This is a genomic window from Streptomyces sp. TLI_053, assembly GCF_900105395.1.
Classification (GTDB): domain Bacteria; phylum Actinomycetota; class Actinomycetes; order Streptomycetales; family Streptomycetaceae; genus Kitasatospora.
In genome coordinates, this window is the sequence record NZ_LT629775.1 from 1,649,698 (window position 1) to 1,673,935 (window position 24,238).

Sequence of the window (24,238 nt, forward strand, 5' to 3'; positions counted from 1 at the left end):
CACCGAGGCACGGGCGAATGGGCGCGTCCCGTCGGCGCACCCGGGGCAGGCCGGTGGGGGCGCCCACATCCTGCCTTGGACTGAAAATTCAGTCAATATCGCGCTTCGGAGGCAGCACCCCCACCCCGGGATCCCCGTCACCGGCGCACGCGCAGCTCCTTCAGCCCGTTCTGGAAGTTCGAGACCAGCCGCGGCGGAGGCGGGCCCGGCGCCGGCTCCGGCTCGGGCCAGGCGGCGACGATGCGGCGCAGCATCGCCGCCATCTGGATCCGGGCGAGCTGCGCCCCGACGCAGAAGTGCGGGCCGTGACCGAAACTGACGTGGTCGTTGGGCGTGCGGGTGAGATCGAGGCGGTCCGGGTCCGGGAAGACCGTCCCGTCGCGGTTGGCGGAGGCGTGGTAGACGACCACCTTGTCCCCGCCCGCGATCGGCCGCCCGGCCAGGACGAGGTCCCGGGTGGCGGTGCGCCGGAACTCGATCACCGGCGGCCAGAACCGGAGCAGCTCGTCCACCGCCGATCCGGTCAACTCCGGCCGGCGGCGCAGCAGTCGGTACTGCTCGGGGTGGGTCAGCAGGGAGTACAGGGCGCCGGGCAGTCCGTTGCGCAGCGTCTCGTTCCCGGCCACGGCGAACAGGAAGAACATCGTCTCGAACTCGGCGGCACTCAGCCCGGCCTCCCGCATCCGGGCCACCATGCTGCCCGGCGGCGGCTGTTCGGCGAGCGCGTGGGCGTAGGCGAACATGTCGGCGAGGGCCGCGCGGGAGCGCGGATCGAGCGGGCGGCCGTCGGGGGCGGTGAGGTCCGCGGGGCGGTGGCCGAGCGCGTCCCGCCCCATGGCGGTGAGCCGGGACGGGTCCGCCGTGCTGGACCGGGCGTGGTCCGGGTCCTGGTAGCCGATCACCCGGTTCGACCAGTCGACCAGCAGCTGCCGGTCCTGCTCGGGCACACCCAGGATCCGCGCCAGCGTCCAGACCGGCAGATCGGCGGCGAGCGGCACGATGTCGACCTCGCCGGACGGGGCGATACCGGCGACGAGTTCGGCCGCCCGCCGCTCGATGTCCACGGTCAGCTCGCGCAGCGCGCGCGGGGTGAAGGCGGCGGCGACGGCGCGGCGCAGCCGGGAGTGGTCCGGCGGGTCCTGGTTGAGCATCATGGTGCGGGCGAAGTCCAGATCGGCCGTTGTGCCGGGGTCGCGGATCTGGGTCGCGCCGAGGTGCGAGGAGAACAACTCCGGTGTGCGCAGCACGTACTTGACGTCGGCGTGCCGCAGCACCGCCCAGTAGCCGGGTCCGGCCGGCCACGGCCCCACCGCGGGCTCCTCCACCCAGCAGACCGGCGCCTCGGCGCGCAGCTCGCGGAACAGCTCGTACGGAACGCCCTCGGCGTAGGTCTCCGGGAGGAAGATCCGGTTCGCCCGCGCCTGATCGATGCCCATACCGAGGGACCGTACGCCGCACCCCGGCCGACGACCAGCACGCCGACCGGTCCGGCCGGCCCCGGCGGGATGCCGCACCCGCGGGATGCCGCACCGGCGGGACGCCGCACCCGCGGGACGCCGCGCCAGTGGACCGCCGGCCGTCGCGGCTGCGCCCGCCGGTCGCCGGGATCCCGTAGGGTCGGCCAATGGCGAAGTACTTCGACGTGCATCCAGAGTCCCCCCAACCGCGCACCATCACCACGGTGGCGGCCAGTCTCCGGTCCGGGGCCCTGATCGCGTACCCGACCGACTCCTGTTTCGCGCTGGGCTGCCAGCTGGACAACCGTGACGGCCTCGACCGGATCCGGTCGATCCGGCGGCTCGACGAGCGCCACCACTTCACCCTGATGTGCGAGGACTTCGCGCAGCTGGGGCAGTTCGTCCAGCTCGACAACAACGTCTTCCGCGCGATCAAGGCCGCGACGCCGGGCAGCTACACCTTCATCCTCCCGGCCACCAAGGAGGTGCCCCGCCGCCTGATGCACCCGAAGAAGAAGACGGTGGGCGTCAGGATCCCCGACCACGCCGTCACCCGGGCACTGCTCGCCGAACTGGGCGAGCCGCTGGTCTCCAGCACCCTGCTCCTCCCCGGCGAGGAGGAGCCGATGACCCAGGGGTGGGAGATCAAGGAGCGGCTGGACCACGTGCTGGACGCCGTGGTGGACTCCGGCGACTGCGGCACCGTGCCCACCACGGTGGTCGACTTCTCCGAGGGCGAGCCGGAGATCGTCCGGCGGGGGGCCGGCGACCCCAGCCGCTTCGAGTGACCCCCGGGGCCCGGGGCTTCCGGCCCCGGGCCCGGGCGAACAGGACGGCGGCGCGTCAGGCGGCAGCGAGTCAGGCAGCGGCGGATCGGGCGGCGGTGGCTCAGGCAGCGGCGGATCAGGCGGCGGCGAGGGCCGCGAGTTCGCGCAGGTCGACACCTCGGCGCAGTGCGCGCAGGTCGTCCTGGAGGTCCGACGGCGGCACGGCGAGGACGGTGCAGCGGGCGTGGGCCAGGCAGTAGTGGCCCACCGAGCCGCCCCCGAGCATCCGCCGCACCGCACCGCGGACGGTGCCGTGCCGGCCCGCGCCCACCACCAGCAGGTCCCCCGGCCGGTCGGCCAGCCCGGTCAGGACCGGGCCCGCCGGGCCGCGGACGGCCTGCGGCTCGACCCGGATCCCGGCCGGGAGCCCGCCGAACGCCTCGTCCAGCGCCCGCTCAAGCCGGGCGGCGGCCATGTCCTCCCAGGCCCGCAGCAGCGGCGGGCAGGGCCGCAGCCGGTAGTTGTGCTCCCCGCCCGCCGGCGTCCACGCCAGCACCGGCACCAGCACCGCACCCCGGTCACGCGCCTCGCCCACCGCCCGGTGCAGAGCGGTCAGGCTCCCCAGCGAGCCACTGACTCCGACGATGACGCGTGCGCCGTCCGACATGATCCTTCACTTTCCGGTGTTCGATCGTCCCTGTGCTTGGCGATTATGGTTCCACAAGGGATCTCAGCCTGCAAATCAAAGGCTTAAACTGAATGTGGCCTTGCATCATGCAGGCATGCGGAACCCCCGCGGAACCCCCGCCCCCGAAAATTCGCTGGCAGCCTGCCCACCACCCTCGCCACCCTGATCGACGTGCCCCCGCCGAACACCCCGGAACCGACCGCCCCCGAGCCGAAGCGCCGCATCCGCGCCGTCCACACCGCCGCCACCGTGACCGTGTACCAGGCCTACTCCCCCGGGATCGGCCTGCCGGCCGCCCGCGACGGCCGGTTCCCGGCGCACTGGAAGCGCGACCGGACGACCTGGATCAAACCGTCGTTCCTCTGGATGATGTACCGCTGCGGCTGGGCCACCAAGGAGGGGCAGGAGACCGTGCTCGCCGTCGAGATCGACCGGGCCGGCTTCGAATGGGCCCTGGAGCACGCCTGCCTCGCCCATTACGAGCGCGGCCTCCATCCGGACCGGGCGAGCTGGCAACGGCTGCTGAAGCACTCGCCCGCCCGGGTCCAGTGGGACCCGGAGCGCGACCTCCAGCTGCGGCCCCTGCCTTACCGCTCGCTGCAACTGGGCCTGAACGGGGAGGCCGCGCGGCGCTACGCCGACGAATGGACGGTGTCGATCACCGACCTCACCCCGCTCGTGCGGCGGATCCACGGACACCTGCGGGACGGCGAACCGGAGGCGGCCCGCCGACTGCTGCCCGAGGAGCGGCCCTACCCGGTGGCCGGCGGCCTGCCGCCCCACCTGGGCGGGTGAGCCGCCCGAAGGAGCGGGGCGGCGTCCGGGCGTCCCCGCGGCGGCATACGATCAGCGGATGAGCAAGCGTAGTGATTCCTCGTCGCCCTCCCCGGCGACGGTGTTCTCGCACGGGTGGGCGCTGCCGTCCGGGGACTCCGTCCTGTCCATCGGCTCGGTCGGGTCGGTGCTGTCCATCGGCTCGGTCGGCTCGGTGCTGTCGGTCGGCTCCGTCGGCAGCTTCCTGTCGATCGGCTCGGCCGGTTCGGCGGCGTCCGCGCTCTCGATCGGCTCGTGGCTGAGCGTCGGCTCGCTGCTCTCCGCCAACTCGCGGTGGTCGGTGCTGTCCTGGCGCTCCCGGCGGGGTCTGATGGTGGCGGGCACAGTCGCGCTCGTCGCGGGAGCGGCCTTCGCGGGCGGGTCGGCATCCCCCCGTCGCCACCGGTAGCCCCCGGCATGGCGACGAAGCTCCCGATGGAGCTCCCCCCGCTCGGCCCGTGGATACGGCGCCTGCCGCGCAATCCGGCGTTCTGGTACGTGGCCGTGCTGGCCGCGATGTGGCCGGTGCTGCACCTGCTCCCGCCCGAGCGGGTGCACGCGCTGCGCACCTGGGCGTCCACCGACCTCGGCAATCTGCGCCTGTGGCCGGACGGCCACCCGATCGAGTCGCTGACCGTCTCGGTCTTCGTGCCGCAGGACACCATCTGGGTCTGGCCGGTGTTCGCACTCTCCCTGTTCGCGGTGGTCGGCGCGCTCGGCGCCCGGCGGGCGGTGGCCTCGGTGGCCCTCGTCCACCTCGCGGCGACCGCCCTCACCGAGGGCCTGGTGTGGTGGCGGATCCAGCACGGCTCGCTGCCGGCCGAGGCCGCGCACGCGATGGACACCGGCCCCTCCTACGTCGTGGTCACCGCCCTGACGCTGGCCGCGGCCCGGGCCCGCCCGGCGTGGTCGCGGGCGGTCTGGCTGCTGATGCTGGCGGTGGCGGCGCCCGCGCTGCTGGCCGGCCTCCCGGACGGCGAGACGGCCGCCGTCGGCCACCTGGCCTCACTGCTCGGCGGGCTCGCCCTCGCCGCCGCGCACCGCCTCGGCCTGCGCCCGCTGGTGGGACGGAGCGCGCCGCAGGTCGCCGGGCGGCCCGCGTGACGCGGTAGGAGTGCACCCGGACGGCGGAGGGGCCGCGCGACATCGCGCGGCCCCTCCGCCGTCCGACCGCTCCGGACCGCTCCGGACCGGACCGGTCAGGTCGGGTCAGGTCAGAACTCCAGCACCTCGCGGTCGAGCGGGTACTTCGAACGGTGCGGCCCCTCGTACGGCGAGGGCGTGATCGGCAGGACACCGGTCGGCTGCAGGCCCAGGTTGTCGTCCCAGATCCGGGGTTCGACCTGCCCGACGACGCGGAACGACCGGAAGGTGAACGGCGGGCTGTCGGTCGGGAAGAACTCGGCCGTGGTCATCACCTGGAAGTGCAGGTGCGGCGTGGTGGAGTTGCCGCTGTTCCCGATCAGCCCGAGCGTCTGTCCCGGTTCGACGCAGTCGCCCTCCCGGACGGCCAACGAGCCGGGTTCCAGGTGGGCGTAGAGCAGGTACCGGCCCGGCGCGACCTCCACCGTGACGTGGTTGCCGACGGTGTCCTCGATCGGCGGCACCGGCGGCGTGACCGGCGGCGGGTTGTCCGGGACACCGTCCTGCACCTCCACCACCCGGCCGCCGAGCGCGGCCACGACCGGCTGCCGGTAGCTCAGGTAGTCGGTGAGCCGTGCGGGGTCGCCCTCCCAGGTCTGCCCCTGCTCACCGACCTTGTACCAGTCGATCGCGAAGCGCTGCGGCACGCCGAAGCGGCCGTTGACCGGGCCGAGGCCGCGCCGGTGGTGGGTGTTGCCGCAGCACGACTCGCTGGCGTACCAGGCGCCGGGCCGCACCGGCGGGGCCAGGTCCAACGGCGCGGTACGGCCGGTCGGGGTGGTCTGCACCGTCTCCTCGAAGGCGGAGGGCCCGGAGGGAGTGAGGACGGCGCCCACGAGGTGGTGCTCGAGGACCTCCGGCGCGGGCCGGCCGGGGTCGAGGACCAGGTCGATCCAGATGATCCACTGCTGGGAACCCTGGACGACGGTCGGCGTCGGCGCCGGGGGCGGCGGGGTGTAGCCGTCCGCACCCGGCAGCGGGTCGCCCACCGGATTGGCGGCCTCGGCCAGCGCCTGGCCGCTCAGCGAGCCGACGACCCGCTCGGTGCCGGCCTCCCGGACCTCGACCCGGTCGAGGCGCAGCGGCGTGGCGCTGGACAGCGCGCTGGTGGCGAGCAGTTCGTAGGAGAGGTGCGTCCTGCCGTCCGTGGCCTCGAACGGCGTCGGCTCGGTCAGCACGGCCGCCGTCAGCGGCGTGAACTGCGTGCCGGGCGCCAGCCGGGCGCTGCCGGTCGCGTACCCGGGGCCCGCCGGGGCCAGCAGCGTGACGGTCGCGAGCGCGGCGGCGGCCAGCCCGCGCACCAGGGGTCTGCGGCACGTGCGGTGGCGGGGATCGCGCTCTGCCATGGTGCTCTTCCGTTCGTCGGGTCCGGGGCCGCGCAGGACACCGGTACGCCCCGCCCGACGAGGCGCAGGCCCATGTAACCCGGCGGCGCGCGGCTTCGGGCCGAGGCCGCCGCGGCCGGGCGGCGAACTGCACCCGTCCAGCCGCATCCGGGGCGCGTCCGCCGTCGGCGTCCGGCCCGGCCGGCCCCGTGTCCGAATGTGACAGCGAATCGTCATTGCCGCCGTCGGGCCCTCCGGCCGAGGATGGACCCATGCCCACTCCGCACCGGGTCGTCGTCGCGGTCTTCCCCGACGTCGACCTCCTCGACGTCACCGGCCCCGCCGAGGTGTTCGCGCTGGCCAACCGGGAGACCGGCGGCCGGGCGGGCTACCGGGTCCGGCTCGCCGGTCCGGTCGGCGGGGCGGTCCGGACCTCGGCGGGGGTGCGGCTGCTCGCCGACCTCTCCTTCGCCGAGGTCGGCGCGGACGTGGACACCCTGCTGGTGCCGGGCGCGGTCGAGCTGACGGGGAACGGGCCGGTGGCCAAGGTCGACACCACCGTCGTCGACTGGGTGCGGGAGACCGCGCCGCACGCCCGCCGGGTGGCCTCGGTGTGCGTGGGCGCCCACGTCCTGGCGGCCGCCGGACTGCTGGACGGGCGGACCGCGACCACCCACTGGTCGACGGCCGCGCAGCTCGCCGCCGAGCACCCCGAGGTGACGGTCGACCCCGACCCGATCTTCGTCCGGACCGACCGGGGCCGGCTGTGGACCGGGGCCGGCATCAGCGCCTGCCTGGACCTCGCGCTCGCCCTGGTGGCCGAGGACCAGGGCGAACGGACCGCGCTGGCGGTGGCCCGGCAGCTGGTGATGTACCTCAAGCGGCAGGGCGGGCAGAGCCAGTTCTCCGTCCCGCTGAGCCACCCGGCCACCGAGCGGCGCGACATCGACGAGCTGCTGCGGTGGATCGCCGGGCACCTCGACGGCGACCTCTCCACCCCGGCCCTGGCCGCCCGGATGTGCCTCAGCGAGCGGCACTTCGCCCGCGTCTTCACCCAGGAGACCGGCACCGGCCCGGCCGGGTACGTCGAGGCGGCCCGGGTGGAGGCGGCCCGGCGCCTGCTGGAGACCACCGACCGGCCGCTCGAGCAGGTCGCGGCGGCGGCCGGGCTCGGCTCGGCGGAGACCCTCCACCGGGCCTTCCGCCGCCGGCTCGCCACCACCCCCGGCGCCTACCGCCGCCGCTTCCGCACACCGTCCGTCTGACACCTCGCCCCACCGCCCGGCCCTTCCCTTCCTCCCTCCTGCCCCGGAACAAGCCCTCCCTCCTGCCCTGAAACAAGCCCTCCCTCCTGCCCTGAAACAAGCAAAATGTCCTGGAAAGGCACTCTTGTGACCACGCACACCACCCCGTCCGCTCCCCTGCGCACCGTGATCGGCCTGGACGACCGGCTTCCCCGGCTGGCCGACTCCGTTCTGCTCCTGATCGACTTCCAGCACACCTACCGCACCGGCGTGATGGCCCTGGACGGCGCCGAGGAGGCCCTCGCCTCCGCCGCCGACCTCCTGCGGCGCGCCCGCGCCGCGGGCACCCCGGTGATCCACGTCGTCAACGACGGCGGCCCGGGCACCCCGTACGACATCCGCACCGAGATCGGCGCGATCAGCGCCGAGGTCGCGCCCGACGCCGGCGAGCCCGTCGTCGTCAAGACCTTCCCCGACGCCTTCCACGCCACCGAACTCACCGCGGCCCTCACCGCCCTCGGCTTCGCGCCGGACAGCGGCAAGGACCTCGTCCTGGCCGGCTTCATGACCCACATGTGCGTCACCTTCACCGCCCAGGGCGCCTTCCGCCTCGGCTACCGCCCCACCGTCGTCGCCTCCGCCACCGCCACCCGCCCGCTCACCGCCCCCGACGGCACCGTCGTCCCCGCCGCCACCCTCCAGTCCGCCGCCCTCACCACCGTGACCGACCTCTTCGGCCTCGTCGCCCCCACCCCGGCCGCCCTCCCCGCCTGACCGCCCGGGGCGCACCCTGAGGCCCGACTCCCCGCACCCGCTCCCGGCCCGGACTCACACCCCGGGCCGGAGCACTGCGGCGAACTGGGGCAGTGCCAGGAGCAGGAGGACCGCCCCCGCCTCGATCCACCGGTACTTGACCCGGAGGATCGCGCTGGTCGCCGTGAGAGAAGCCAACAGCGGTCCGGCCGGGTCGCGCCCGGCCTGTTCGAAGGCCCGGCCGAGCCGCCCCCGGCCGACCCCCGCCCCGATGTGCTCGAAGTAAGCGGGACCCTGTGCGTCGTCCCCCCGCCCCTTCCGGTGACGGGGGGCGATGGCGGACACGAAGCAACCCACCGCGAACAGGGCACTGAGCACCGCGGTCCACCAGAGGAAGCGGGTGTCCCAGCCGTGGGCCGCGATCCCGGCGCCGTCCTTCCTGGTCAACGGGACGAAGGCGCCGAGAGCCGCACCGGTGAAGCCCAGGAGGACGGCAGCCTTGGTGTCGGCCCTGATCAACTCCGCGCTGTTGGCCGCCAGCAGACGCTCCATGGCCATCACAGCCTGCGGGGTCGGCTCGGCCCGCACGGCGGGCGGCACGACCCTGCGACGGTACACACCCGGCCGAGACCCCCGCCCAGCCGTGCTCCGCCGTACGCGCCGCGCCCGCCGCCCCGAAGCATCACCGCCGGTCGACCGCATCACACCGGCCGTCCGTTCGTCGCACCGTTCGCCCACCCCTCGGCCACCCGGTGCCCCGTCCCGTATCCCGCCGAGGGCGGAGGCTGGGGCCCGGGCACCGGGCGGCCGAGGGCAAGCAGCCGGTCGCGCAGCAACCGGGACAGTTCCTGCTGCTCCTGGACGGTCAGCTTGCCGAGCAGACCTGCCACGCCGTCCTGCCAGTCGGTCGCACCACGCAACAGGTCGGCGTGGTCGACCGTCCAGTCCAGTACCTGCCGGACCTCCTCCGGCTTGCGGGCCAGCCAAAGAGCCGCGAGGGAGACCGGGCCGTCCTGGACCTGGCGCCGACAGAACTCGTACTCCTCACGGCTCCACTCGTGCCAGCCCCGGGGCGGACCGGCGGCCCCGCCGGCGTTCCCCAACTGCAGCTCCGCCGTGTTCTCCCGCGCGGACACCTCGGTGACGCGGTATCCGAGGCCGCAGTCGACCATGAGGTGGGGTGCGGCCATGTACTGCATCACCCCGGGAGCGCCGAGCGACTGCCCGGCTGCGGCGTGCTGCTCGTAGAGGCGGCGCAGCCGCTGTTCGAGGTCCTTGCGCACCGGGAACCAGCCGCGCACGGTCCGGGTCCGCACCACCTGGACCGGATCGTGGACCCACCACAGCACGTGCACGTCGAAGGGCTCCGTGCCGTACGGGGTCGGGAAGCCCACCGCCCGGAGGGCGGGCCGTTCGTCGAGCTGGACCAGGTACGCGCTCTCGTACCCCCACAGGCCCGCGCGGCCTTCCACCGGGGCATCGTCCTCGGCTCCGAAGCGGTGCCGGGTCCTCCCCGCCCGGCGGAGGTGACCGTCACGGTCGCACAGGACGAGCGCCCGGTCGCGCCGTCCGGACCAGCGGTGGCCCAGGATCTCGCGCCAGGGCGCGTGGGCGGCCCGGACGTAGGCGGGCGGATCGAGGTCGGCGGTCATGAGATCCCTCCGTTCGGGTGGGCGGCAGCGTGGTGGTACTGCTGGTAACCACGGCGCCAGGCGGTCAGGGCGTGCTGGGCAATGGACCGTCCGACGATGTCCGGGTCCTTGTCGCTGTCGATCTCGACGAACAGGCGCAGAGCTCCTCGCCCCAGGTCCCTGGCGAGATCGGTGAGCAGCGTCTCGACGGCCGACCGCAGTACCGTCCCCCACCCGGCGACCCGGCACCAGTCGATCAGGACTCGGCAGGCCGCGTCGAAGCAACCGTCGTCGTCGAGGATCCGGCGGACGAGCGCGGTGAGAAGCTCAGCGTCCTCACCGCCGGCTCTCAGCTCGGCGAGGAACCACTCCGGGTCGTCGTCCAGCACCTCGGGAAGGACGTCCAGAGCCAACTGTGCCGCGTCCCCGGAACTTTCGGCCCATTCGGCGATCCTGCGGAGAACGGTCGACTGATTACCCGCGGCGGACAGGGAACGCAGCGAGAGTCTCACCGTCTTCGCGACCTTCTCCTCCTCGCCCTTTGCTCCTCGGTAGGCGCTGCGCAGCAGCGTCAGCGCCACCCCGGGCCTGGAGAGGCCGAACTCCGTGCCGCAGGCGCGGGCAGCCGTGATCCGCAGCCGCCAGTCCTTTCTTTCGCTCCACTTGCGGAGCAGGGATTTGACCTCGACGACCAGCACGGTGTCGCGGGCCGCGACGCCGAGAGCGTACGCGGCCGCGGTCCGACCGGAGGCGTGGTCCGTAAGGGCCAGATCCTCGATGTGGCGCAGCGCGCGGCGGCCTCCGCCCCAGCCTGCGGCCAGGCCCATCACCTGCCCGACCGGGCCGGCCAGTCCGGCGTCGCCGAGGAGAGCGGCCTTGAGCCACTCGGTCAGCAGGCCGGGCAGCTTCCCGTACTGGCGCCAGACATGCTGAAGGACCGTCTCGGCCTGGCGGTGCCGGGTGAAGCGCACCGGCTCGACGGAATAGGTGATGCGGTTGTGCCGGCGGATCTCCCGGGGTCCGCACCGGGCTCGGACGGCGTCCAGGAGTTCGTCCAGCGACCGGCGGAACACGAAGTCCGGGTTCGGCTGCCTCCGGTCCCCTCCGCCCGACGCGTCCTCCCGCTCCGCTCCCCCGCCGTTCGGCAGGACGTCGCCCAGTCGCCCGTCGGCCAGGGCGAGCAGCCGGTCCGCCTCGTCCCTGACCACCTGGTGGTCGAAACCTTCGAAGACGCAGATCGCCAGGAGGAACGCGAGGCCCTCGGGGTCACGGAGGAGTGGGTCCAGCAGCTCGGGTACGTCGGTCCTCGCGAGGGAGTCCAGGTGTTCCCTCAGTTCGGCGGGATCCGGTCCGTCGCCGCCGGACGCGGCCGTCGCGGTGACGAGTTCGGCCACCTGGAAAGGGAGGAGTTCGGGGGCGAGTAGCGAGTCGAGGAGCCCCGGCTCCAGTCGTCCGAGCAGTTCGCCGCGGCGGTCCGGGTCGGGCACCGCGGCACGGAGGCGGGCCTCGAAGACCGCCGGGGGCGGCGGCGGATCGCACCGCACCGGAACGACGTGCAGGTCCCGGACAAGGGCCCGGACCCGGTCCGGCTCGTTCGGCAGCATGACGACCATCCGGGCGTCCGCGTCCCGGAGCAGCCGGCGGAGGTTCGCCAGGCCCGCCGGTCCGGGCAGGTGCTGGGGGAGCAGGCCGTGCACCAGATAGCCGCGCACCCCGGTCCCCGCCGGGCGCCAGGCCGACAGGTCCACATCGCCGTCGAGCGCGCAGAGGTCCGTACTGCTGCCGCTGTGCCGGTGCAGCAGGTTCAGCGCGGCCGTCCGGCGCCCCGTGCCGGCTTCCCCGTGGAGGAAGAGGATGCCTCCGTCCAGCTCGGCGAGCGCGGTACCGAACCAGGCCGGCTCGGCGAAGCCCGCACAGGCCCCCTGGACCTCCGGTGCGGAGATCGGACCTTCGTGGGCCTCCGGCCGGCCGTGCGCCAGGACACCGCTGTTCGCGACGTGCTGGCCACCGCGGACCGAGCCGGTGTTGATGTTCGCCTGGGGAGCGATGATGAGGCTGTACGGAACACCGGTCATCGCCCGGTCGCGCAGTCCGAGTCCGACCTCGTCGGCGAGGTCCTCACCCCGGTCGGCCAGGTCCTCACTGGGGTCGGCGGTACTCACCGGCGGTACTCGTTCTTGTCACCGTGGACCGTGTCGCCCTTGTTGCCCTCGATGTAGTCGCCGCCGACGGAGCCGATCCCCCGCACGGATCCGCCCTGTACGCCGCCGCTCTGTACGACGCCGCCGGAGACCGTGCCGCTCAGGACATTGGTGACGTTCTGTCCGCCGTGTACCGTGCCGCTGTTCACGTTGCTCCGGTCCGCCCGGACCATCGGCCTCTCCGGCCTCTCCGGCCGCGCCGGGGACGCCGCGGCCGTTTCCTGGGCGACGCCGGTGGACGCCGGTTCCGCCCGCTCGTCCCCGGCCGTACGGTTCCCGAGGAGGTCCCCCGAGGGCGAAGGCACGAACAGCCAGGCCCGCTGCTCGAACGGCTTGCCCTCGACGGTGGCCGACACCTCCAGGAAGCGATCAGGGTGCCGTCCCGTGTAGCCGCCGGCCACGGCGTCCTGGAAGCAACGGTCGGAGAGGATCGCGGCGACATGGGTGACACTCGCCCTGGAGTTCGCGAGCGCGTCCTTGACGGGACGCGAGTCGAGCAGGCGGTGGGTGTCGTTCCGCGCCGTACCGTTGCCGTCGAAGTCGCGGCCGCGGTCCGCCAGCGGCCCGATGTTGAGGCCGACCCGCAGCCGCATGCCCACCGTCCCCGACGCGTGCAGCTTGAACTCCTCCAGCATCTCCTGAAGGGTGTGCAGCCAGGGGTGGATCACGAACGGCATCCACTCCGGGTCGCAGCCGAAGACATAGCCGTCCCCGGTGGAGGCGGGAAACCGCCGCTCGGCCCAGACCTCCGCCAGGCCGGCCCGGACGAAGGACTCCTCCAGGAGTTCGGGAATCGCCCGGCTGATCTCGCCGTGCTCGATGGCGGGGTAACCGGTGAACCCCTTGGCGTCGACGGCGACGATCCCCCGGTACGGGGGGAGCCGCCGGCTGCGACTGAAGGGCTGCGCGGTCGCCTCGGGCAGGCGGCCGGCGCCGGACTGGGGGTTTCCGAAGTCGGACACGGGGACTCCTCGGGATGTGACGTTCGGTGCGCGGGTTCGGGACACCAGCTTCCCGAGGACGTACGGCGCCGTGTGCCCGCTCGGTGCGGAACACCAGTGACAGCCGCCACACGAACTGATGACCGGTCAGTCCCGGATCGCCGCCGGAGCGGCCGCGTTCCGAAGGGCCGGCAGGTCGCCCACGACAATGCGGCGGCGCCCGCACTCGACACCCGCCGGCCCCAGCTCGGCGAGGCCCGCGCTGATCGTATTCCGGGAAACGCCGAGGTACTGGGCCAGCTCGTCACGGGTCAGTGCGAGAGCGACCTCCGCCGACCCTCCGGCACCGGGCGCACCACCGGAGAGCTCGGCCAGGAACACCAGTGCCGCCGCCAGCCGGGCCCCGACATCCCCGCCGTCACGGGCGACGTCCGACTCCCGAAGCCGGCCGAGGGCGTACCGGACCATGACCGGGTACAGCTGCTGGTCCGCGACGAACCTCAGGAAGGCCGCGCTGCTCACCACGGCCACCGTGCACTGCCCTATCGCCTCGACGTCAGCCATCCGCACGATGCCGTCCAGCACCGCCACTTCGCCGAGCACCTCGCCGGGGCCCCGGAAAGCCAGCAGGGTGAGGCCACCGTCCGGCTTCCGGCGGACCACCTTGGCCACACCGTCGAGCAGCGCGAGGACATGGGTGCCCGGTTCTCCCTGCCGCAGCAGCGTGCTGCCGATCGGGTGACGGCGGACGTGCGCGCCGGTCAGCATCGCCGACCAGCGCGCCTCCCCCATGAGGTGACGCAGCGTCTGCTCCGACGGGTCCGGCGTTCGGCCGGCGCGGGAATCCATGCAACGACGATAGGACCGTCCACGGCCGTGCGCGGACCTCCCGGAGAACCCGCACCGGCCCGGGCGGCCGGGCGGCCGGGTCGCCGTCAGCGGCGGCGGGCGGTGCGGACGACGTGGACGAGGACGCCGGCGAGGAGGAAGAGGGTGCCCTGGCAGACGGCGGCCCAGCCGGAGCCGACGGCGAGCCAGGCGGAGAAGGCGAAGGCGCCGAGGGCGAGGGTCAGGTCGCGGGCCAGGCGCGCCGGGGCGACGCGGGCGCGATCGCCGCGCAGCAGCCAGCGGAGCTGGGCGGCGGTGGAGAGGAGGTAGGGGACGGTGGCGGTGAAGGTGGTGACCAGCACCAGGGTGTCGAAGGCCGACTTCGCGCCGGAGGCGAAGTTCAGGACGGTGAGCAGCGAGGCGAGGGTGACGCCGACCAGGACGCCGACGACCGGGACGCCGCGGCGTTCCACGGTGAAGACGGCCGGGAAGAGGCCGTCCCTGGCGGCGGCGCAGGGGGCCTGGGCGGAGAGCAGGGTCCAGCCGTTGAGCGCGCCGGTCATCGAGACGAGGGCGGCGACGGCGACGGCCGTGCCGCCCCAGGAGCCGCCGAAGACGGTGTTCACGGCGTCGGAGAAGGGCGCGGTGGAGTGGATCAGCCGCTCGTGGGCCACGGTGCCGAACACGGCCAGCGTGCCCAGCAGGTAGACCACCGCGGCGCCGGCGGTGCCGAGCACGCTGGCGCGGCCGACGTTGCGTTCGGGGTCGCGGACCTGGCCCGCGCTCATGGCGGCGGACTCCACACCGAGGTAGCTGAAGAGCAGGATCGCCGCAGCGGCCGTCGTCCCGGCGAGCCAGCCCTCGCCGGTCGCGTCGAAAGGTCCGAGGTTCGCCGGGTCGAAGGCGCTGAGGCCGGCCACCGAGACCACCATCAGGGCGACGAGCTTGAGCACGGTGGAGACGAGTTGGACGGCGCCGACGTACCGGGTGCCGGCCAGGTTGGCGAGCGCGGGCAGCCACTGGACGGCGAGCGCGCAGACGAGGGCGAGGCCGGTGGACCGGCCGACCGGCCACAGCACGTCGAGGTAGCCGACGGCGGCGACGGCGAGCGCGGCGTTGCTGACCCAGGTGGTGATCCAGTAGGACCAGGCGGCCAGGAAGCCGGCGAAGTCGCCGAACTCCTCGCGCGCGTAGACGTACGGGCCGCCGGTGCGCGGGTCGCGGCGTGCGAGCCGGCCGAAGACCAGGGCCAGGGTGATCGCCCCTGCCGTCAGCACGGCGAAGGCCAGCAGGCTGACCGTCCCGTAGGGGGCCACGGCGGCCGGGATCATGAAGATGCCGCCGCCGATGATGTTCCCCATCACCAGTGCGGTCGCGGTCGGCAGACCGAAGCGGCGGCCGGCCGGCGGCGTGGCCGGGGCGTGGGGCGGGGGCGTCGGGTCGACGTCCGTCCGCGCGGGTCGGGGTGCCTGCCGGGTCACGGCCGGGCTGGTCTGCATGGGGGCGTCGGGCCTTTCCTGTCCTGCGCGCTCGGTGGAGCGGACGCCCATGCTGGTGCAGGCGGCACCTTGTACCAAATCGGTGGGATTTGTTCTCCGGACGGGCCCGCCCACCGGAAGACCTGCGGTCGCGAAGCCCCCGGACGGTCACTCGTCCGGCGCCACCGCGCCGACCGGGGTCACGTCCCCGCAGCGGCCATGGCTGCCACGACGACGGCCGCGTCGGCCGTCGCAGCCGTCACGTCCGGCGCGTCCGTCGCGTCCGGCGCGTCCGTCGCGTCCGGCAGCAGGTGCCCCGGCAGGTCCGCCCGGCGCTTGACCCCGAGCTTGCGGTAGGAGCTGGTCAGATGCTGTTCGACGGTGCTGACGGTGAGGAAGAGCTCTTGGGCGATCTGACGGTTGGTGCGGCCGCGCGCCGCCAGCTCGGCCACCCGGAGTTCGGCCCGGCTCAGTGCGACGGGCGGCCGCGCGCCGCCTCCCGGCCCGGGCTCGGCTCGTTCGCCACGATCGCCGCGCGCACCGCGTTCACCTCGGCCGTCGGGCACGCCGACTTCCCGTTCCTTCTCCACCGACCACATGAGCTGTCATCCCCCGATGAACATGCGTGACCGCACGATTCTGCCATGTGCCCGGCAAGCGCATCCACCGCTCGCGCGGGCGGCGGCACCCCGGCCGCCGCCCGTACCCGTCGACCTGCCCCCGCCCTGCCCACCGGCCCGGCAGCACCGGCAGCACCGGCAGCACCGGCCCGGCAGTACCCCGGCCGCCGGCACCGCGTCAGCCCGAGGTGTGCCGCAGGATGTCGAGGACCTCGCCGGTGATCGCGGCCTCGTTCTGCTCGAAGGCCGGCCCGGTCAGCAGCTCGGGCTGATCCGGGAGACCGGTGAGCACCGGGGTGTGCAGGTGGCCGCCGGGCAGCTGCGGGGCGAGTTCCAGGCGCAGCCGGTTGGTGCGGTAGGCGACCTCGTTGGAGAGATAGCCCCCGCCGCCGCCGGCGACCGCCCGCGAGCCGGGGGTCGGGCCGTCCTCCCGGTCGACCGGCGCGGTCCCGCCGGCCGGGATCTCGGTGACGGTGGTGTTCAGCCGCACCGGGTAGGGCTGCTGAACGGCGGTCATCGGGCCGGTGGGCAGGCTGGTGGCGATGAACTCGGCACCCGGGCCCATGCCGGGGGCGGTGACGGGGTGGTCCCGGGTGCCGCCGGAGAGCGCGCCGATGTTGTCGGGATAGGGGTCGGCGGAGCGGGAACGCCCGGCCCAGGCCTCCAGGGTGAACAGCCCGGGATAGCCCTGGCTGATGGTGGTGATGAGGTCCGCGGCGCGGGGCCCGCGGGCGAGCCTCGGGGCGTAGGCGCGCTCCACCGTGCCGAGGTCGAAGTCGCCGTAGCGGACCGGGAACACCACCGAGCGGACCTCGGCCGGGGTGCCGTCGGCGAGGGTGATCCGGCGGCCGGCGAGCTGCAGGGCGGCCGAGCCGGAGGGGTTGGCCCGGCGCGGCTCGGCGTCCAGGCCGAACGGGTCGAAGCCGCTGACGAAGATCCGCCGCACTCCCGGGCGGCCGCCGAACCCGTCGTCGGCCAGCCCGCGCGAGGCGTCCTCGAAGCGCTGCCGCAGCGCGGCCGGGTCGACGGTGAAGCCCGGCTGCCAGCGCGCGAGCCGGACGGTCATGGTGACCCTGGTCCAGTAGAGCGGCCGGTCGTCGGCGGCCGGCAGGTCGCCGCCGGGGCGGCGGCCCTGGGCGCGGTCCACTCCGGCCCGCCAGAGCGCCCCGCCCCAGGCGTCGAGGAGCCGGCCCGCCTCGGCGGAGGTGCGGGCACTGCACAGCGCGGCGGGGAACCGGGTGACGAAGTCGCCGAGGCCGCCGCGTTCGGTCAGCGCGGCGGTCCGCGGGTCCGCGGTGCGGGCCTGTTCCCGGTCGAGCGGCGCGGAGTCGACGGTCCGGCAGCCGGGACCGGCCGCGTGGGCGGTGGCGGCGGCGGGGAGGATCGAGGCGGCGAGAGCGCCGATGAGGGTCGCGGTGAGAGCGGCCCGGCGCCGAACGGTCGTCATGGCATGGACACTACAGAGCGGCTCCGGACTCCACCAGAGCGCCTCGCCATCACGACGCACAGTGACGGCACACCGCCCCCTCCCCCGGAGACCCCCTGCAGAAGCGGCCTCCGCCCCCTGGCGAGTCACGCCCCGTAGCGGTTTACTGGGAGTGAGCAGGGCAGAAACGGAGGCCCGGCGATGGAGTGTCCCCACCCACCCGGATTCCACACCGAGGTCCGCGAGCACTACGCGGCCACCGGCGCCGAAGTGGCCAGGCTGCTGCGCTCGGCGCCCGAGGACGTCTGGACCGCGCCCACCCCGTGCCGCGACTGGGACGTGCGCGCCCTGGTGAACCACCTCGCCGCCCAGCACCTCTGGGTGTGCCAGGCGATCGCCGGCTACACCCCGGCCCAGATCGGCCACCGCTTCGAGGGCGACGTCCTCGGCCGCAACCCCTCGGGCGTCTGGTCCATGGCCGTGCGCAGCGCACAACGCGCGCTCGACCGACCCGGCGCCCCCGACCTGCTGGTCCACCTCGGCTACGGCGTACGGGACGCGGGCGGCTACGCCCGCGAGCTGGTCGCCGAGACCGTCGTCCACGGCTGGGACCTCTCCCGGGCCCTCGGCGAGCACGGCCGGATGCCCCCGGGCTCCGCGCGCTACGCGCTCACGGAGTTCCACGGTTACCGCGACCTGGCCGGCACCGGCCGCTTCGACCCACCGTTCGCCGCGCCGCCGGGCGCGGACGCCGAGGCCCAGCTGCTGGCCCTCACCGGCCGCGACCCGGCGTGGTCTGCCGACCGCATCTGACACCGTCGCATCCCGCGCGGCCGCCGACGTCGGATCAGCGGGCGAGGCGGCCCAGGAGGGCGGAGGCGGACGTGATGCCGAGGGCGGTGGCGAGGGTGAGGACGCCGAAGTCCAGCAGCAGGTGCGACGGGGTGCCGATCAGCAGCCCGCGCAGGGCGTCGACCTGGTAGCTGAGCGGGTTGGCCAGGCTGACCGCCTGGAGCCAGCCCGGCATCAGGTCGACCGGGTAGAGGGCGTTGGAGCCGAAGAACAGTGGCATCGTGATTGCCTGAGTCAAGCCTTTTTCACAACCCTTTTCCGACGCGGCCCCCGGGCCTGACAGACGCTTGGGTGATCAGCCTCCCGGCCGGCGCGCCTGCGGACCGAGGTGGCGGGAAGCTTTGGGCGGGGTCCTGCCGGTGGTGGGGTCGGGCATGGCCGGGGGGCCGTAAGCTCGCGGCGGTCTCGGGCAGGCTTCTGGGCCTGACCGCAATTTGGCCGAGTGGCCCCCCGGCCTTGCCCGACGCGGGCCCCGCCAGCGGTGGGTGCGTAAAGCTTCTCGCCACCGACCATGGCCACAGCGCGGCAGCCATCGATGACGGGCCTTCTCTGGACAACGAAGGACCCCGCCGCGTCGCCATCGCGGAGGGGTCCGGAGGGGAGGCGCCTGAGGCGCAGCATCAGACGGTGCCGAACTCTCCGTTGCGCACAGCATCGACGAAGGCCGTGAACTCGGAAGCACTGAAGACGAGTGCAGGGCCTTCGGGATCCTTGCTGTCTCGTACTGGTACGACGTCGGGGATGTTGCTGGCGATCTCGACGCATTCGCCGCCGTTGCTGCTGTACGAGGACTTGAACCAGTTCGGTCCGCCTGCGGTCACGATAGTTCCCTCCGAAGCTCGCGGATCATCTCAACTGAGTCCGCTTGTGAGAGTGCCTGGCCTTGCAGTTGATAGTAGGCCGTGAGCATGGGCAACACGGCGTCGGTCTCCCGCTCCAGGTGCCCCTGCTGGGCGCTCTCGGCGTAGGACATCAGCGACCGATCCCGCATGGTGAGGATGTAGACAGGCAGGTCGAACGCTCTACGCTCGCCAAGGCGATACGGGGCGAGTTGAAGCATGTTGTTCGGCTCGTTGGCAAACTCAACAAGTCTGTCAAGTTGAGCTGCCATGACAGCGTTCCCGCCGACAGGGCGCCGAACGCAACTTTCATCCAGAACGGCGTGAACCAGCGGCGGCGGTGTCCGCTGCACGTTCACCTGTCGGCTTATGAGGACTCGAACCCGTTCGTCGGCCTGGTCTGGCGTGATACTTCCCCGCTCGACGGCCCCTGCGGCGATTGCTGCCGCGTACTCGGTCGTCTGCAACAAGCCGGGCACGATACCGAGAGTGAACAGGCGCAGTTCCACCGCCTTTGGCTCGTGTTCTACGTACTGAGAGAACCCTGCAAGCAGAGCTGAGTACTTGACCTCGCTCGCTCTCTGGCGGAAGACGCCGTCCTCGGCCGTCCCGAACGCCTTGTCAAGAGCTGTTGAGATCCGTTGAGTTGCTCGCCGCCGACCATTTTCTAGAGCCGAGACATGCGACGCGGTGCAGCCGATAAGACGCGCAAGATGCTCTTGTGTCCAGCCGTGTTGCTCCCGCAACGTGCGGAGGAACACGCCGAACCCTGCGGCGGGCGAAGATTCTGGATCAAGTTCGTTCAGATTCACGCGAGTTCGTCCTACTAATCAACCGGACTGGGCACGTTGAACAGAGTGGGACTCTACGCCACAGTGAAGCCACCCGGTAGTGATCCGACTACGGAAGGGCACTGAGATGCGGCGTGCGAGGGAGCCGGCGGGACCGGACTACTATCCCGAGCTGGGCGAGGTGGTCTATGACCACCTTCACGACAGGACGGGTCACTTCATGGGCACCGTGGGTGGGCAGGTCTACCTGCGTCCCCTTGAGGGTGGGTGTGAGTGGACCACCTATCACAGTGAGATCGAAGCGAGCCTCACCGGGCGCGAGATGCGTTCGCTGAAGCGCGGGTTCGACTCGCGGCGGATGAGCGGCGCGGCGTGAGCACAGCGGATCTTCCGTCGCCGCTCCCCAAGTCGGGGTGGCGGTTCGGGCGGTGCTTCTGCTGCGAGCGCCCGAACGTCGTGGCCCCCGGTCCCGTGCTTGGCGACTGCTCATTGCCTTTCTGTCCTGCCTGCCTTGAGCGGGCCTACCGGTGGCGCCGTCAAGCACTGATGCGCGCCGACCTGGTCAACAACTGCCCCTCCAACGCGATGAGTTAGGAATCGAGATCGCTATCTTCGACCCGTACGAGGAACCCACGACGACCGGCGATTCCGACTCTGCCGGTCAGAGCAGCGAGCAGTCCGACGACGCGGCCGCGCACGAACGCGGGACCGGCGGGCGGTTCGAGAGCTACTGATCCCGACTCTGTCCCGCGCCGCCCGGAAGGCCGGCTCGGGGACGGGGCCCCGCTCCACCGCGCGTCGGGAGCCACGGTGGACGCCGCTCCCAACGGGCTTGGCCTTTGGCCAAGGGAAGCGGCACGGGCTCCGCTCGCCCCCTCCCCCCAGGGCGGGCGGGGCCCCTCGATCCCCCGGAGGAGATTCTCACAGTGAACCGCCCTCCGGGTCCCGCCCATCCCGGTTTTTGAAACGGGCCGGGATGGGCACACCCTCCGCCCCGTTCCGCGCGCTGCCCGCTGCGGAACGGGGCACCCTCATCCCCCAGGAGTAGCTATGGACCACGCTCACCGCCTCGACGCTCAAGTACTCGTTCTGGATCAGGCCGGAGGCTTGGTGCTGCTGGTCCTCCCGGCGGAGCGGCCGGACTGGACGCTGCCGGGTGGCGGCGTCATTCCCGGGGAGTCGGTTGCGGCGGCCGCGCGGCGCGCGTTGAGTGACTGGACCGGCCTGGAGCGGGAGATCGGTCACGGCCTGGTCGAGGATCAGGTGCCGCAGGACGTCGCGACGGGCGCCCCCGAGGGAATCGCCATCGTGTGCGACGGGGGGCGAATGTCGCTCACGGAGGCCGGCGCGCTGTCCCTGCCGGTCAAGCGTGCGCTGGACATTCGTGCTCTGGAGTGGGTGCCGGTGGATCTCCTGTCCCGCTACACCGAGCCGTTCATCGAGCGTCGCATCCGTGCCGCCGTGGCGGCGTCCTTGCTCGGAAACCGGTTCCCGCTGCTGTTCCGGGGTGAGTTGACCAACGCGACGTAGAAGGCTTCGCGCTGCCGCGCGAGCCCCCCAAGACTCCCGTCCCGGCAGCTCGCTGCTGCTCGCGATCGCCGGGCCGGGTCCGCAAGTCGCAACAACCGAAGGGAGATCAGCAATGAGTACCGCTCAGGAAGCGTCCGCTGTGGCGGATGTGCGAAGCCTCGTCACCCCGGAGGAGTTCGCCGGGGTCGTGGCGACGGTGGAGCGCAACAACCCCGGCATGGGGGTCGACACGGCCGAGCAGATCACGGCCGAGGCGCTCAAGTTCGTCGTCGCGTGCGCGGCCTCGCCCCGGTCTGGGCTCAAGCCGTCCCGGACCGTGGATGAGGGGTGGCACGCCCTGATCCTGCACACGGTGGTCTATGCCCGCCTGTGCAAGCGGCTGGGGCTGTTCGTCCACCACGTCCCCGAGCCGCCGGACACGACCCGCCACGACCCCGACGCGCTCACCCGCACCATGGACGCGATCCGTGGTGCCGGGTACGACGTCGACACCGCGTTGTGGAAGCCGCCGACGGACCGCAGTATCCCGGTGGCTGCCGGGTGCGAGCACACCGAGGAACCTAGCGGGTGCGGCTTCGACTGCGGCAACAGCGGGCCGAACGCGGCCTAGCAGCAACCGGCGTGGCAGAACTTGGGTTGCCCCTCACCGGGTCGGCGAGTTCTGCCATGCTGGCTCAATGAAGGTCAGTGATCTGCCTCCGGACACACCGGAGTTTGTCAAGGCGCATGTCTATGCGATGTGTGAACTAGCTGCCGGGCGTGTCATCGCTGACAGCTTGATCCTGGTTCCTTGGCCGGCGGGAAGCGAGCAGTACGACCACTTGGTCGGCACTGCGCCGGGGTTCCGAACCTGCTGGTTCCGGCTGCCGCCCGAAGGTCCCGTGCCACGCAAGCGGCATCATCGGCGCCCGACGCCGGGTGACGGATGGACGCTGGATTCGCTGGGCGGGGTCAGCTGACGGGGATTTCGTCCCCTACTTGGCAGGCGCCCCACTCGGCCGACCGAGTTCCGATTCGGCGTTGTGGCGTCTAAGGGGTCTGGCCGGTCACGAAGCTGCCCATGCCGGTGCGCGTGACCACCAGGCCCCTCGCCCGCAGGTGAGCGACCGCCTTGCGAGTGGTCTTGCGGTCCACCCCGAACTCCTCCGTGAGTTGAACTTCGGAGATCTTGTCATCGGGCCGGAGTCTGCCGGTCTCGATACGCGCGGTGATGATCTCCGCGATCTGTTCCCACTTTGCGCGGGTCGGGTTGAACTCGAACACCCCATGACGGTAGCCGTGACGGCTGACCGGTCATAGCCATGGATACCCATGGACAGGTATGGACAGGCTGAGTACCGTCGTTACCGAAGAACCCCCGGCGGCCGATTAGGCCCGGCCGCCGGGGGTCAACCGCCGAATGCTTTAGAGGAGCACTCGACATGTCGGATCTTACCTTCTGGGTGTGGTGCGTCGGTGCCGCCGGCTGCCTGGCGGCGGCTACGGCTCTGGCGCTCTGGCTCACCGCCGATCTCGCCCCCAAGGGGCGCCACCGGGCGTCCGGGCAGTCGATCACGATCGATCTGGACGGGCTTCGGACCCCCGCATACGACCGCCGTCCGGTGCCGGTTCCGCCGCCCGGCGAACTGGTCTTTCTGCCCGCCGTGCTGCCCGTGCCTGTGGTCGTCCCGTCCGTTGTGCCCACGCGGCGGGACGTCGAATCGGGGGTGATCGCGCGGGAGCGTCGTGCGGTCCGCGTCGCGGAAGCAGCCGGGGTGGAGCGTGCCTCCGGGTGTGCCTCCGCGCGTGCCTCCGGGGAGGAGCCGGAGCCCCCGCACGTGGTGCCGCTGTGGGAGCGGGACGAAGAGCGGCGGCGGGTCCGGCGGCGGCGCGCCCTCGTGGCGGCGTCCAAGGAACTGCCCGATCCTGGCTACTCGTTCGAGGGTGAGCACGCTCTCGTCGGGGTGGTGGCGTGATGACCCCGGCGACCACCCGGAAGCCCGTGTGCGGCGCCCGGCGCCCCGGCAGTACGTCCCCCTGCGTGCTCGATCCGTTCCACCGTGGCGGCCACGTGAACGGGGCCGGGGAGGGCTGGCCGCGCGTCGGCCCGGTCTACTGTGCCCGGTGCCGGGGGGAGGCCGTGAGTCCGGTTGCGGGTGGTCACCAGGAGTCACCTGCCGGTCCGGGGATCACGGCGTGGGTGTGCTCGCCGAACTGCCCGTAGCAGGCGTCCTGTTCGCCCCGTCCGGCTGGTTTCCGGGCGGGGCGTCCGGCTGCCCGGTTCACGCCGGGGGCGTGCGCGCGGACGGTGGTCGGGGTGGTGGCGGCGCCGGTCGGCCGGGAGTACCTTGGACGGCCCGCCGGGTCGCTGAGCAGCCCCCGGGCCTTCGCGCCCCGGGGTCGTTCGTGTTGGTGCACAGTCATACTGCTGTCAGTGGGGTGTGGTACCGATTTCAGGACAGTCGATACTTATCGGCCACAGGGCGGGCGGACAGTGCACGGGGGTGGCGGGGATGTCGAACAGGGGCGGTTCCGGCGACGGCGACGAGATCGGCGACGAGAGTGGGGAGATCTTCCTCGGTGGCGGGCCGATGATCCCGGGGGTGGACTACGAGGGCGCGTGGCTTGAGGCCAGGACGGCGGCGGTCGACCTGAACGCGGCACTGGTCGGGCTGGGGCTGGCCGGTGACGATCTCGTCAAGGCACAGGCGGGGTGGGCCGACGACGGCCGGGGGGTCGTGTTCCTGAAGGGAACGCTCTCGGGTGCGCGCCGGCTGCGGGTGATCCTCGACGGCATGGCGGCGCGGGGCGAGGTCGATGTGGCCGGGGAGTCGACGGATGCCGCCGGGAGTTGATCTTCAGCGGCGCCGCGGCACGGTTCTCCGCGGTGCTGCGGGCCGGTTGCCGCGGTGGCTTTTTCCGCTGTTCGGGG

At 72.8% G+C, this 24,238-nt stretch carries 27 protein-coding genes and 1 pseudogene; 13 read left to right on the forward strand and 15 right to left on the reverse strand.

Going from position 1 to position 24,238, the window contains the following annotated elements; all coding sequences use genetic code 11:
• Window positions 1-137 precede the first annotated feature (137 nt).
• Entirely contained in the window at window positions 138-1,436 is a 1,299-nt protein-coding gene (locus tag BLU95_RS06360; RefSeq protein WP_093859107.1) for a cytochrome P450, read from the reverse strand.
• 188 nt (window positions 1,437-1,624) lie between these two features.
• On the opposite strand from BLU95_RS06360, the gene BLU95_RS06365 reads away from it, so the two are divergent.
• The gene (locus tag BLU95_RS06365; RefSeq protein WP_093859108.1) at window positions 1,625-2,245 is read left to right on the forward strand and encodes an L-threonylcarbamoyladenylate synthase; all 621 of its coding nucleotides are present in this window, start codon (window positions 1,625-1,627) and stop codon (window positions 2,243-2,245) included.
• Between the two features lie 115 nt (window positions 2,246-2,360).
• On the opposite strand, the gene BLU95_RS06370 is transcribed toward BLU95_RS06365, so the two are convergent.
• Window positions 2,361-2,891 (reverse strand): universal stress protein, encoded by a 531-nt coding sequence (locus tag BLU95_RS06370; protein ID WP_093859109.1) that lies wholly within the window; start codon window positions 2,889-2,891, stop codon window positions 2,361-2,363.
• A gap of 192 nt (window positions 2,892-3,083) precedes the next feature.
• Here BLU95_RS06370 and BLU95_RS06375 point away from each other — a divergent pair, with 192 nt between their 5' ends.
• The 3 genes from BLU95_RS06375 to BLU95_RS06385 are packed head-to-tail and all read left to right on the forward strand — an operon-like array spanning window position 3,084 to window position 4,829.
• Window positions 3,084-3,707 (forward strand): DUF4291 domain-containing protein, encoded by a 624-nt coding sequence (locus BLU95_RS06375; RefSeq protein ID WP_093859110.1) that lies wholly within the window; start codon window positions 3,084-3,086, stop codon window positions 3,705-3,707.
• Window positions 3,708-3,765: 58 nt separating this feature from the next.
• On the forward strand, window positions 3,766-4,134 hold the full coding sequence (locus BLU95_RS06380; protein ID WP_093859111.1) for a hypothetical protein: 369 nt from the start codon (window positions 3,766-3,768) through the stop codon (window positions 4,132-4,134).
• 26 nt (window positions 4,135-4,160) lie between these two features.
• Window positions 4,161-4,829 carry a rhomboid-like protein gene (locus BLU95_RS06385; protein ID WP_093859112.1) on the forward strand — a complete coding sequence of 223 codons (669 nt, stop codon included), beginning with the start codon at window positions 4,161-4,163 and terminating at the stop codon, window positions 4,827-4,829.
• A 110-nt stretch (window positions 4,830-4,939) separates the two neighbouring features.
• On the opposite strand, the gene BLU95_RS06390 is transcribed toward BLU95_RS06385, so the two are convergent.
• Window positions 4,940-6,214 (reverse strand): M23 family metallopeptidase, encoded by a 1,275-nt coding sequence (locus BLU95_RS06390; protein ID WP_093859113.1) that lies wholly within the window; start codon window positions 6,212-6,214, stop codon window positions 4,940-4,942.
• Window positions 6,215-6,465: 251 nt separating this feature from the next.
• On the opposite strand from BLU95_RS06390, the gene BLU95_RS06395 reads away from it, so the two are divergent.
• Together BLU95_RS06395 and BLU95_RS06400 are read left to right on the forward strand one after the other, a co-directional pair.
• Complete coding sequence (locus BLU95_RS06395; RefSeq protein ID WP_093859114.1) at window positions 6,466-7,458, forward strand: GlxA family transcriptional regulator; 993 nt, start codon at window positions 6,466-6,468, stop codon at window positions 7,456-7,458.
• 105 nt (window positions 7,459-7,563) lie between these two features.
• Window positions 7,564-8,211: a cysteine hydrolase family protein gene (locus BLU95_RS06400; RefSeq protein ID WP_173862010.1), complete on the forward strand. Its 648-nt coding sequence runs from the start codon at window positions 7,564-7,566 to the stop codon at window positions 8,209-8,211.
• A 54-nt stretch (window positions 8,212-8,265) separates the two neighbouring features.
• Here the strand turns inward: BLU95_RS06400 and BLU95_RS06405 are convergent, their stop codons facing one another.
• The 8 genes from BLU95_RS06405 to BLU95_RS06445 form a co-directional block, all read right to left on the reverse strand.
• On the reverse strand, window positions 8,266-8,790 hold the full coding sequence (locus BLU95_RS06405; protein WP_159424804.1) for a Pycsar system effector family protein: 525 nt from the start codon (window positions 8,788-8,790) through the stop codon (window positions 8,266-8,268).
• 101 nt (window positions 8,791-8,891) lie between these two features.
• On the reverse strand, window positions 8,892-9,842 hold the full coding sequence (locus BLU95_RS06410; protein ID WP_197698723.1) for a hypothetical protein: 951 nt from the start codon (window positions 9,840-9,842) through the stop codon (window positions 8,892-8,894).
• Window positions 9,839-11,983: a hypothetical protein gene (locus BLU95_RS06415; RefSeq protein ID WP_093859117.1), complete on the reverse strand. Its 2,145-nt coding sequence runs from the start codon at window positions 11,981-11,983 to the stop codon at window positions 9,839-9,841. Before BLU95_RS06415 ends, BLU95_RS06410 begins: the two co-directional genes overlap by 4 nt.
• Window positions 11,980-12,984 (reverse strand): hypothetical protein, encoded by a 1,005-nt coding sequence (locus BLU95_RS06420; protein ID WP_093859118.1) that lies wholly within the window; start codon window positions 12,982-12,984, stop codon window positions 11,980-11,982. The genes BLU95_RS06415 and BLU95_RS06420 overlap by 4 nt, the downstream gene beginning before the upstream one ends.
• 126 nt (window positions 12,985-13,110) lie before the next feature.
• A complete protein-coding gene (locus BLU95_RS06425) occupies window positions 13,111-13,812 on the reverse strand; it encodes a Crp/Fnr family transcriptional regulator (protein ID WP_231978348.1) in 702 nt (233 codons plus the stop codon).
• 86 nt (window positions 13,813-13,898) lie between these two features.
• Entirely contained in the window at window positions 13,899-15,290 is a 1,392-nt protein-coding gene (locus BLU95_RS06430) for an amino acid permease (RefSeq protein WP_093859119.1), read from the reverse strand.
• Window positions 15,291-15,469: 179 nt separating this feature from the next.
• The gene (locus BLU95_RS45800; protein WP_502689810.1) at window positions 15,470-15,835 is read right to left on the reverse strand and encodes a helix-turn-helix domain-containing protein; all 366 of its coding nucleotides are present in this window, start codon (window positions 15,833-15,835) and stop codon (window positions 15,470-15,472) included.
• A gap of 232 nt (window positions 15,836-16,067) precedes the next feature.
• Window positions 16,068-17,336: a PA0049 C-terminal domain-containing protein gene (locus BLU95_RS06445; protein WP_093859122.1), complete on the reverse strand. Its 1,269-nt coding sequence runs from the start codon at window positions 17,334-17,336 to the stop codon at window positions 16,068-16,070.
• A 180-nt stretch (window positions 17,337-17,516) separates the two neighbouring features.
• Between BLU95_RS06445 and BLU95_RS06450 the strand changes: the two genes are divergently transcribed.
• Window positions 17,517-18,128 carry a TIGR03086 family metal-binding protein gene (locus tag BLU95_RS06450; RefSeq protein WP_093859123.1) on the forward strand — a complete coding sequence of 204 codons (612 nt, stop codon included), beginning with the start codon at window positions 17,517-17,519 and terminating at the stop codon, window positions 18,126-18,128.
• Window positions 18,129-18,162: 34 nt separating this feature from the next.
• Here BLU95_RS06450 and BLU95_RS06455 read toward each other — a convergent pair.
• From BLU95_RS06455 to BLU95_RS06465, 3 genes and pseudogenes are all read right to left on the reverse strand, one after another.
• A pseudogene (locus BLU95_RS06455) lies at window positions 18,163-18,408 on the reverse strand (ABC transporter permease); the annotation flags it as partial.
• A gap of 379 nt (window positions 18,409-18,787) precedes the next feature.
• Window positions 18,788-18,988: a DUF397 domain-containing protein gene (locus tag BLU95_RS06460; protein WP_093859124.1), complete on the reverse strand. Its 201-nt coding sequence runs from the start codon at window positions 18,986-18,988 to the stop codon at window positions 18,788-18,790.
• Window positions 18,985-19,818, reverse strand: a complete 834-nt coding sequence (locus tag BLU95_RS06465; RefSeq protein WP_093859125.1) for a helix-turn-helix domain-containing protein — start codon at window positions 19,816-19,818, stop codon at window positions 18,985-18,987. Before BLU95_RS06465 ends, BLU95_RS06460 begins: the two co-directional genes overlap by 4 nt.
• Before the next feature lie 106 nt (window positions 19,819-19,924).
• Here BLU95_RS06465 and BLU95_RS06470 point away from each other — a divergent pair, with 106 nt between their 5' ends.
• The 4 genes from BLU95_RS06470 (at window position 19,925) to BLU95_RS42170 (ending at window position 22,286) form a co-directional block, all read left to right on the forward strand.
• On the forward strand, window positions 19,925-20,173 hold the full coding sequence (locus tag BLU95_RS06470) for a hypothetical protein (protein ID WP_093859126.1): 249 nt from the start codon (window positions 19,925-19,927) through the stop codon (window positions 20,171-20,173).
• Window positions 20,174-20,847: 674 nt separating this feature from the next.
• Window positions 20,848-21,327 (forward strand): NUDIX domain-containing protein, encoded by a 480-nt coding sequence (locus BLU95_RS06480; protein WP_093859128.1) that lies wholly within the window; start codon window positions 20,848-20,850, stop codon window positions 21,325-21,327.
• Between the two features lie 139 nt (window positions 21,328-21,466).
• A complete protein-coding gene (locus BLU95_RS06485; RefSeq protein ID WP_231978350.1) occupies window positions 21,467-21,937 on the forward strand; it encodes a glycine-rich domain-containing protein in 471 nt (156 codons plus the stop codon).
• A gap of 67 nt (window positions 21,938-22,004) precedes the next feature.
• Complete coding sequence (locus tag BLU95_RS42170; RefSeq protein WP_159424805.1) at window positions 22,005-22,286, forward strand: hypothetical protein; 282 nt, start codon at window positions 22,005-22,007, stop codon at window positions 22,284-22,286.
• Between the two features lie 70 nt (window positions 22,287-22,356).
• Here the strand turns inward: BLU95_RS42170 and BLU95_RS06490 are convergent, their stop codons facing one another.
• On the reverse strand, window positions 22,357-22,590 hold the full coding sequence (locus BLU95_RS06490) for a winged helix-turn-helix domain-containing protein (RefSeq protein ID WP_093859130.1): 234 nt from the start codon (window positions 22,588-22,590) through the stop codon (window positions 22,357-22,359).
• 158 nt (window positions 22,591-22,748) lie between these two features.
• On the opposite strand from BLU95_RS06490, the gene BLU95_RS06495 reads away from it, so the two are divergent.
• Both BLU95_RS06495 and BLU95_RS06500 read left to right on the forward strand, forming a co-directional pair.
• Window positions 22,749-23,282, forward strand: a complete 534-nt coding sequence (locus BLU95_RS06495; protein ID WP_093859131.1) for a hypothetical protein — start codon at window positions 22,749-22,751, stop codon at window positions 23,280-23,282.
• Between the two features lie 537 nt (window positions 23,283-23,819).
• Window positions 23,820-24,161, forward strand: a complete 342-nt coding sequence (locus BLU95_RS06500) for a hypothetical protein (protein WP_159424806.1) — start codon at window positions 23,820-23,822, stop codon at window positions 24,159-24,161.
• The last annotated feature ends 77 nt before the right edge of the window (window positions 24,162-24,238 follow it).

Coding starts and splice junctions, on each gene's coding strand:
- BLU95_RS06385 (WP_093859112.1), top strand. CDS start 4,161: ATGGAGCTCCCCCCGCTCGGCCCGTGGATACGGCGCCTGCCGCGCAAT.
- BLU95_RS06480 (WP_093859128.1), top strand. CDS start 20,848: ATGGACCACGCTCACCGCCTCGACGCTCAAGTACTCGTTCTGGATCAG.
- BLU95_RS06430 (WP_093859119.1), bottom strand. CDS start 15,290: ATGCAGACCAGCCCGGCCGTGACCCGGCAGGCACCCCGACCCGCGCGG.
- BLU95_RS06495 (WP_093859131.1), top strand. CDS start 22,749: ATGTCGGATCTTACCTTCTGGGTGTGGTGCGTCGGTGCCGCCGGCTGC.
- BLU95_RS06365 (WP_093859108.1), top strand. CDS start 1,625: ATGGCGAAGTACTTCGACGTGCATCCAGAGTCCCCCCAACCGCGCACC.
- BLU95_RS06370 (WP_093859109.1), bottom strand. CDS start 2,891: ATGTCGGACGGCGCACGCGTCATCGTCGGAGTCAGTGGCTCGCTGGGG.
- BLU95_RS06470 (WP_093859126.1), top strand. CDS start 19,925: ATGCGGCGTGCGAGGGAGCCGGCGGGACCGGACTACTATCCCGAGCTG.
- BLU95_RS06450 (WP_093859123.1), top strand. CDS start 17,517: ATGGAGTGTCCCCACCCACCCGGATTCCACACCGAGGTCCGCGAGCAC.
- BLU95_RS06400 (WP_173862010.1), top strand. CDS start 7,564: ATGTCCTGGAAAGGCACTCTTGTGACCACGCACACCACCCCGTCCGCT.
- BLU95_RS06425 (WP_231978348.1), bottom strand. CDS start 13,812: ATGGATTCCCGCGCCGGCCGAACGCCGGACCCGTCGGAGCAGACGCTG.
- BLU95_RS06445 (WP_093859122.1), bottom strand. CDS start 17,336: ATGACGACCGTTCGGCGCCGGGCCGCTCTCACCGCGACCCTCATCGGC.
- BLU95_RS06360 (WP_093859107.1), bottom strand. CDS start 1,436: ATGGGCATCGATCAGGCGCGGGCGAACCGGATCTTCCTCCCGGAGACC.
- BLU95_RS06380 (WP_093859111.1), top strand. CDS start 3,766: ATGAGCAAGCGTAGTGATTCCTCGTCGCCCTCCCCGGCGACGGTGTTC.
- BLU95_RS06395 (WP_093859114.1), top strand. CDS start 6,466: ATGCCCACTCCGCACCGGGTCGTCGTCGCGGTCTTCCCCGACGTCGAC.
- BLU95_RS06500 (WP_159424806.1), top strand. CDS start 23,820: ATGTCGAACAGGGGCGGTTCCGGCGACGGCGACGAGATCGGCGACGAG.
- BLU95_RS42170 (WP_159424805.1), top strand. CDS start 22,005: ATGAAGGTCAGTGATCTGCCTCCGGACACACCGGAGTTTGTCAAGGCG.
- BLU95_RS06390 (WP_093859113.1), bottom strand. CDS start 6,214: ATGGCAGAGCGCGATCCCCGCCACCGCACGTGCCGCAGACCCCTGGTG.
- BLU95_RS06410 (WP_197698723.1), bottom strand. CDS start 9,842: ATGACCGCCGACCTCGATCCGCCCGCCTACGTCCGGGCCGCCCACGCG.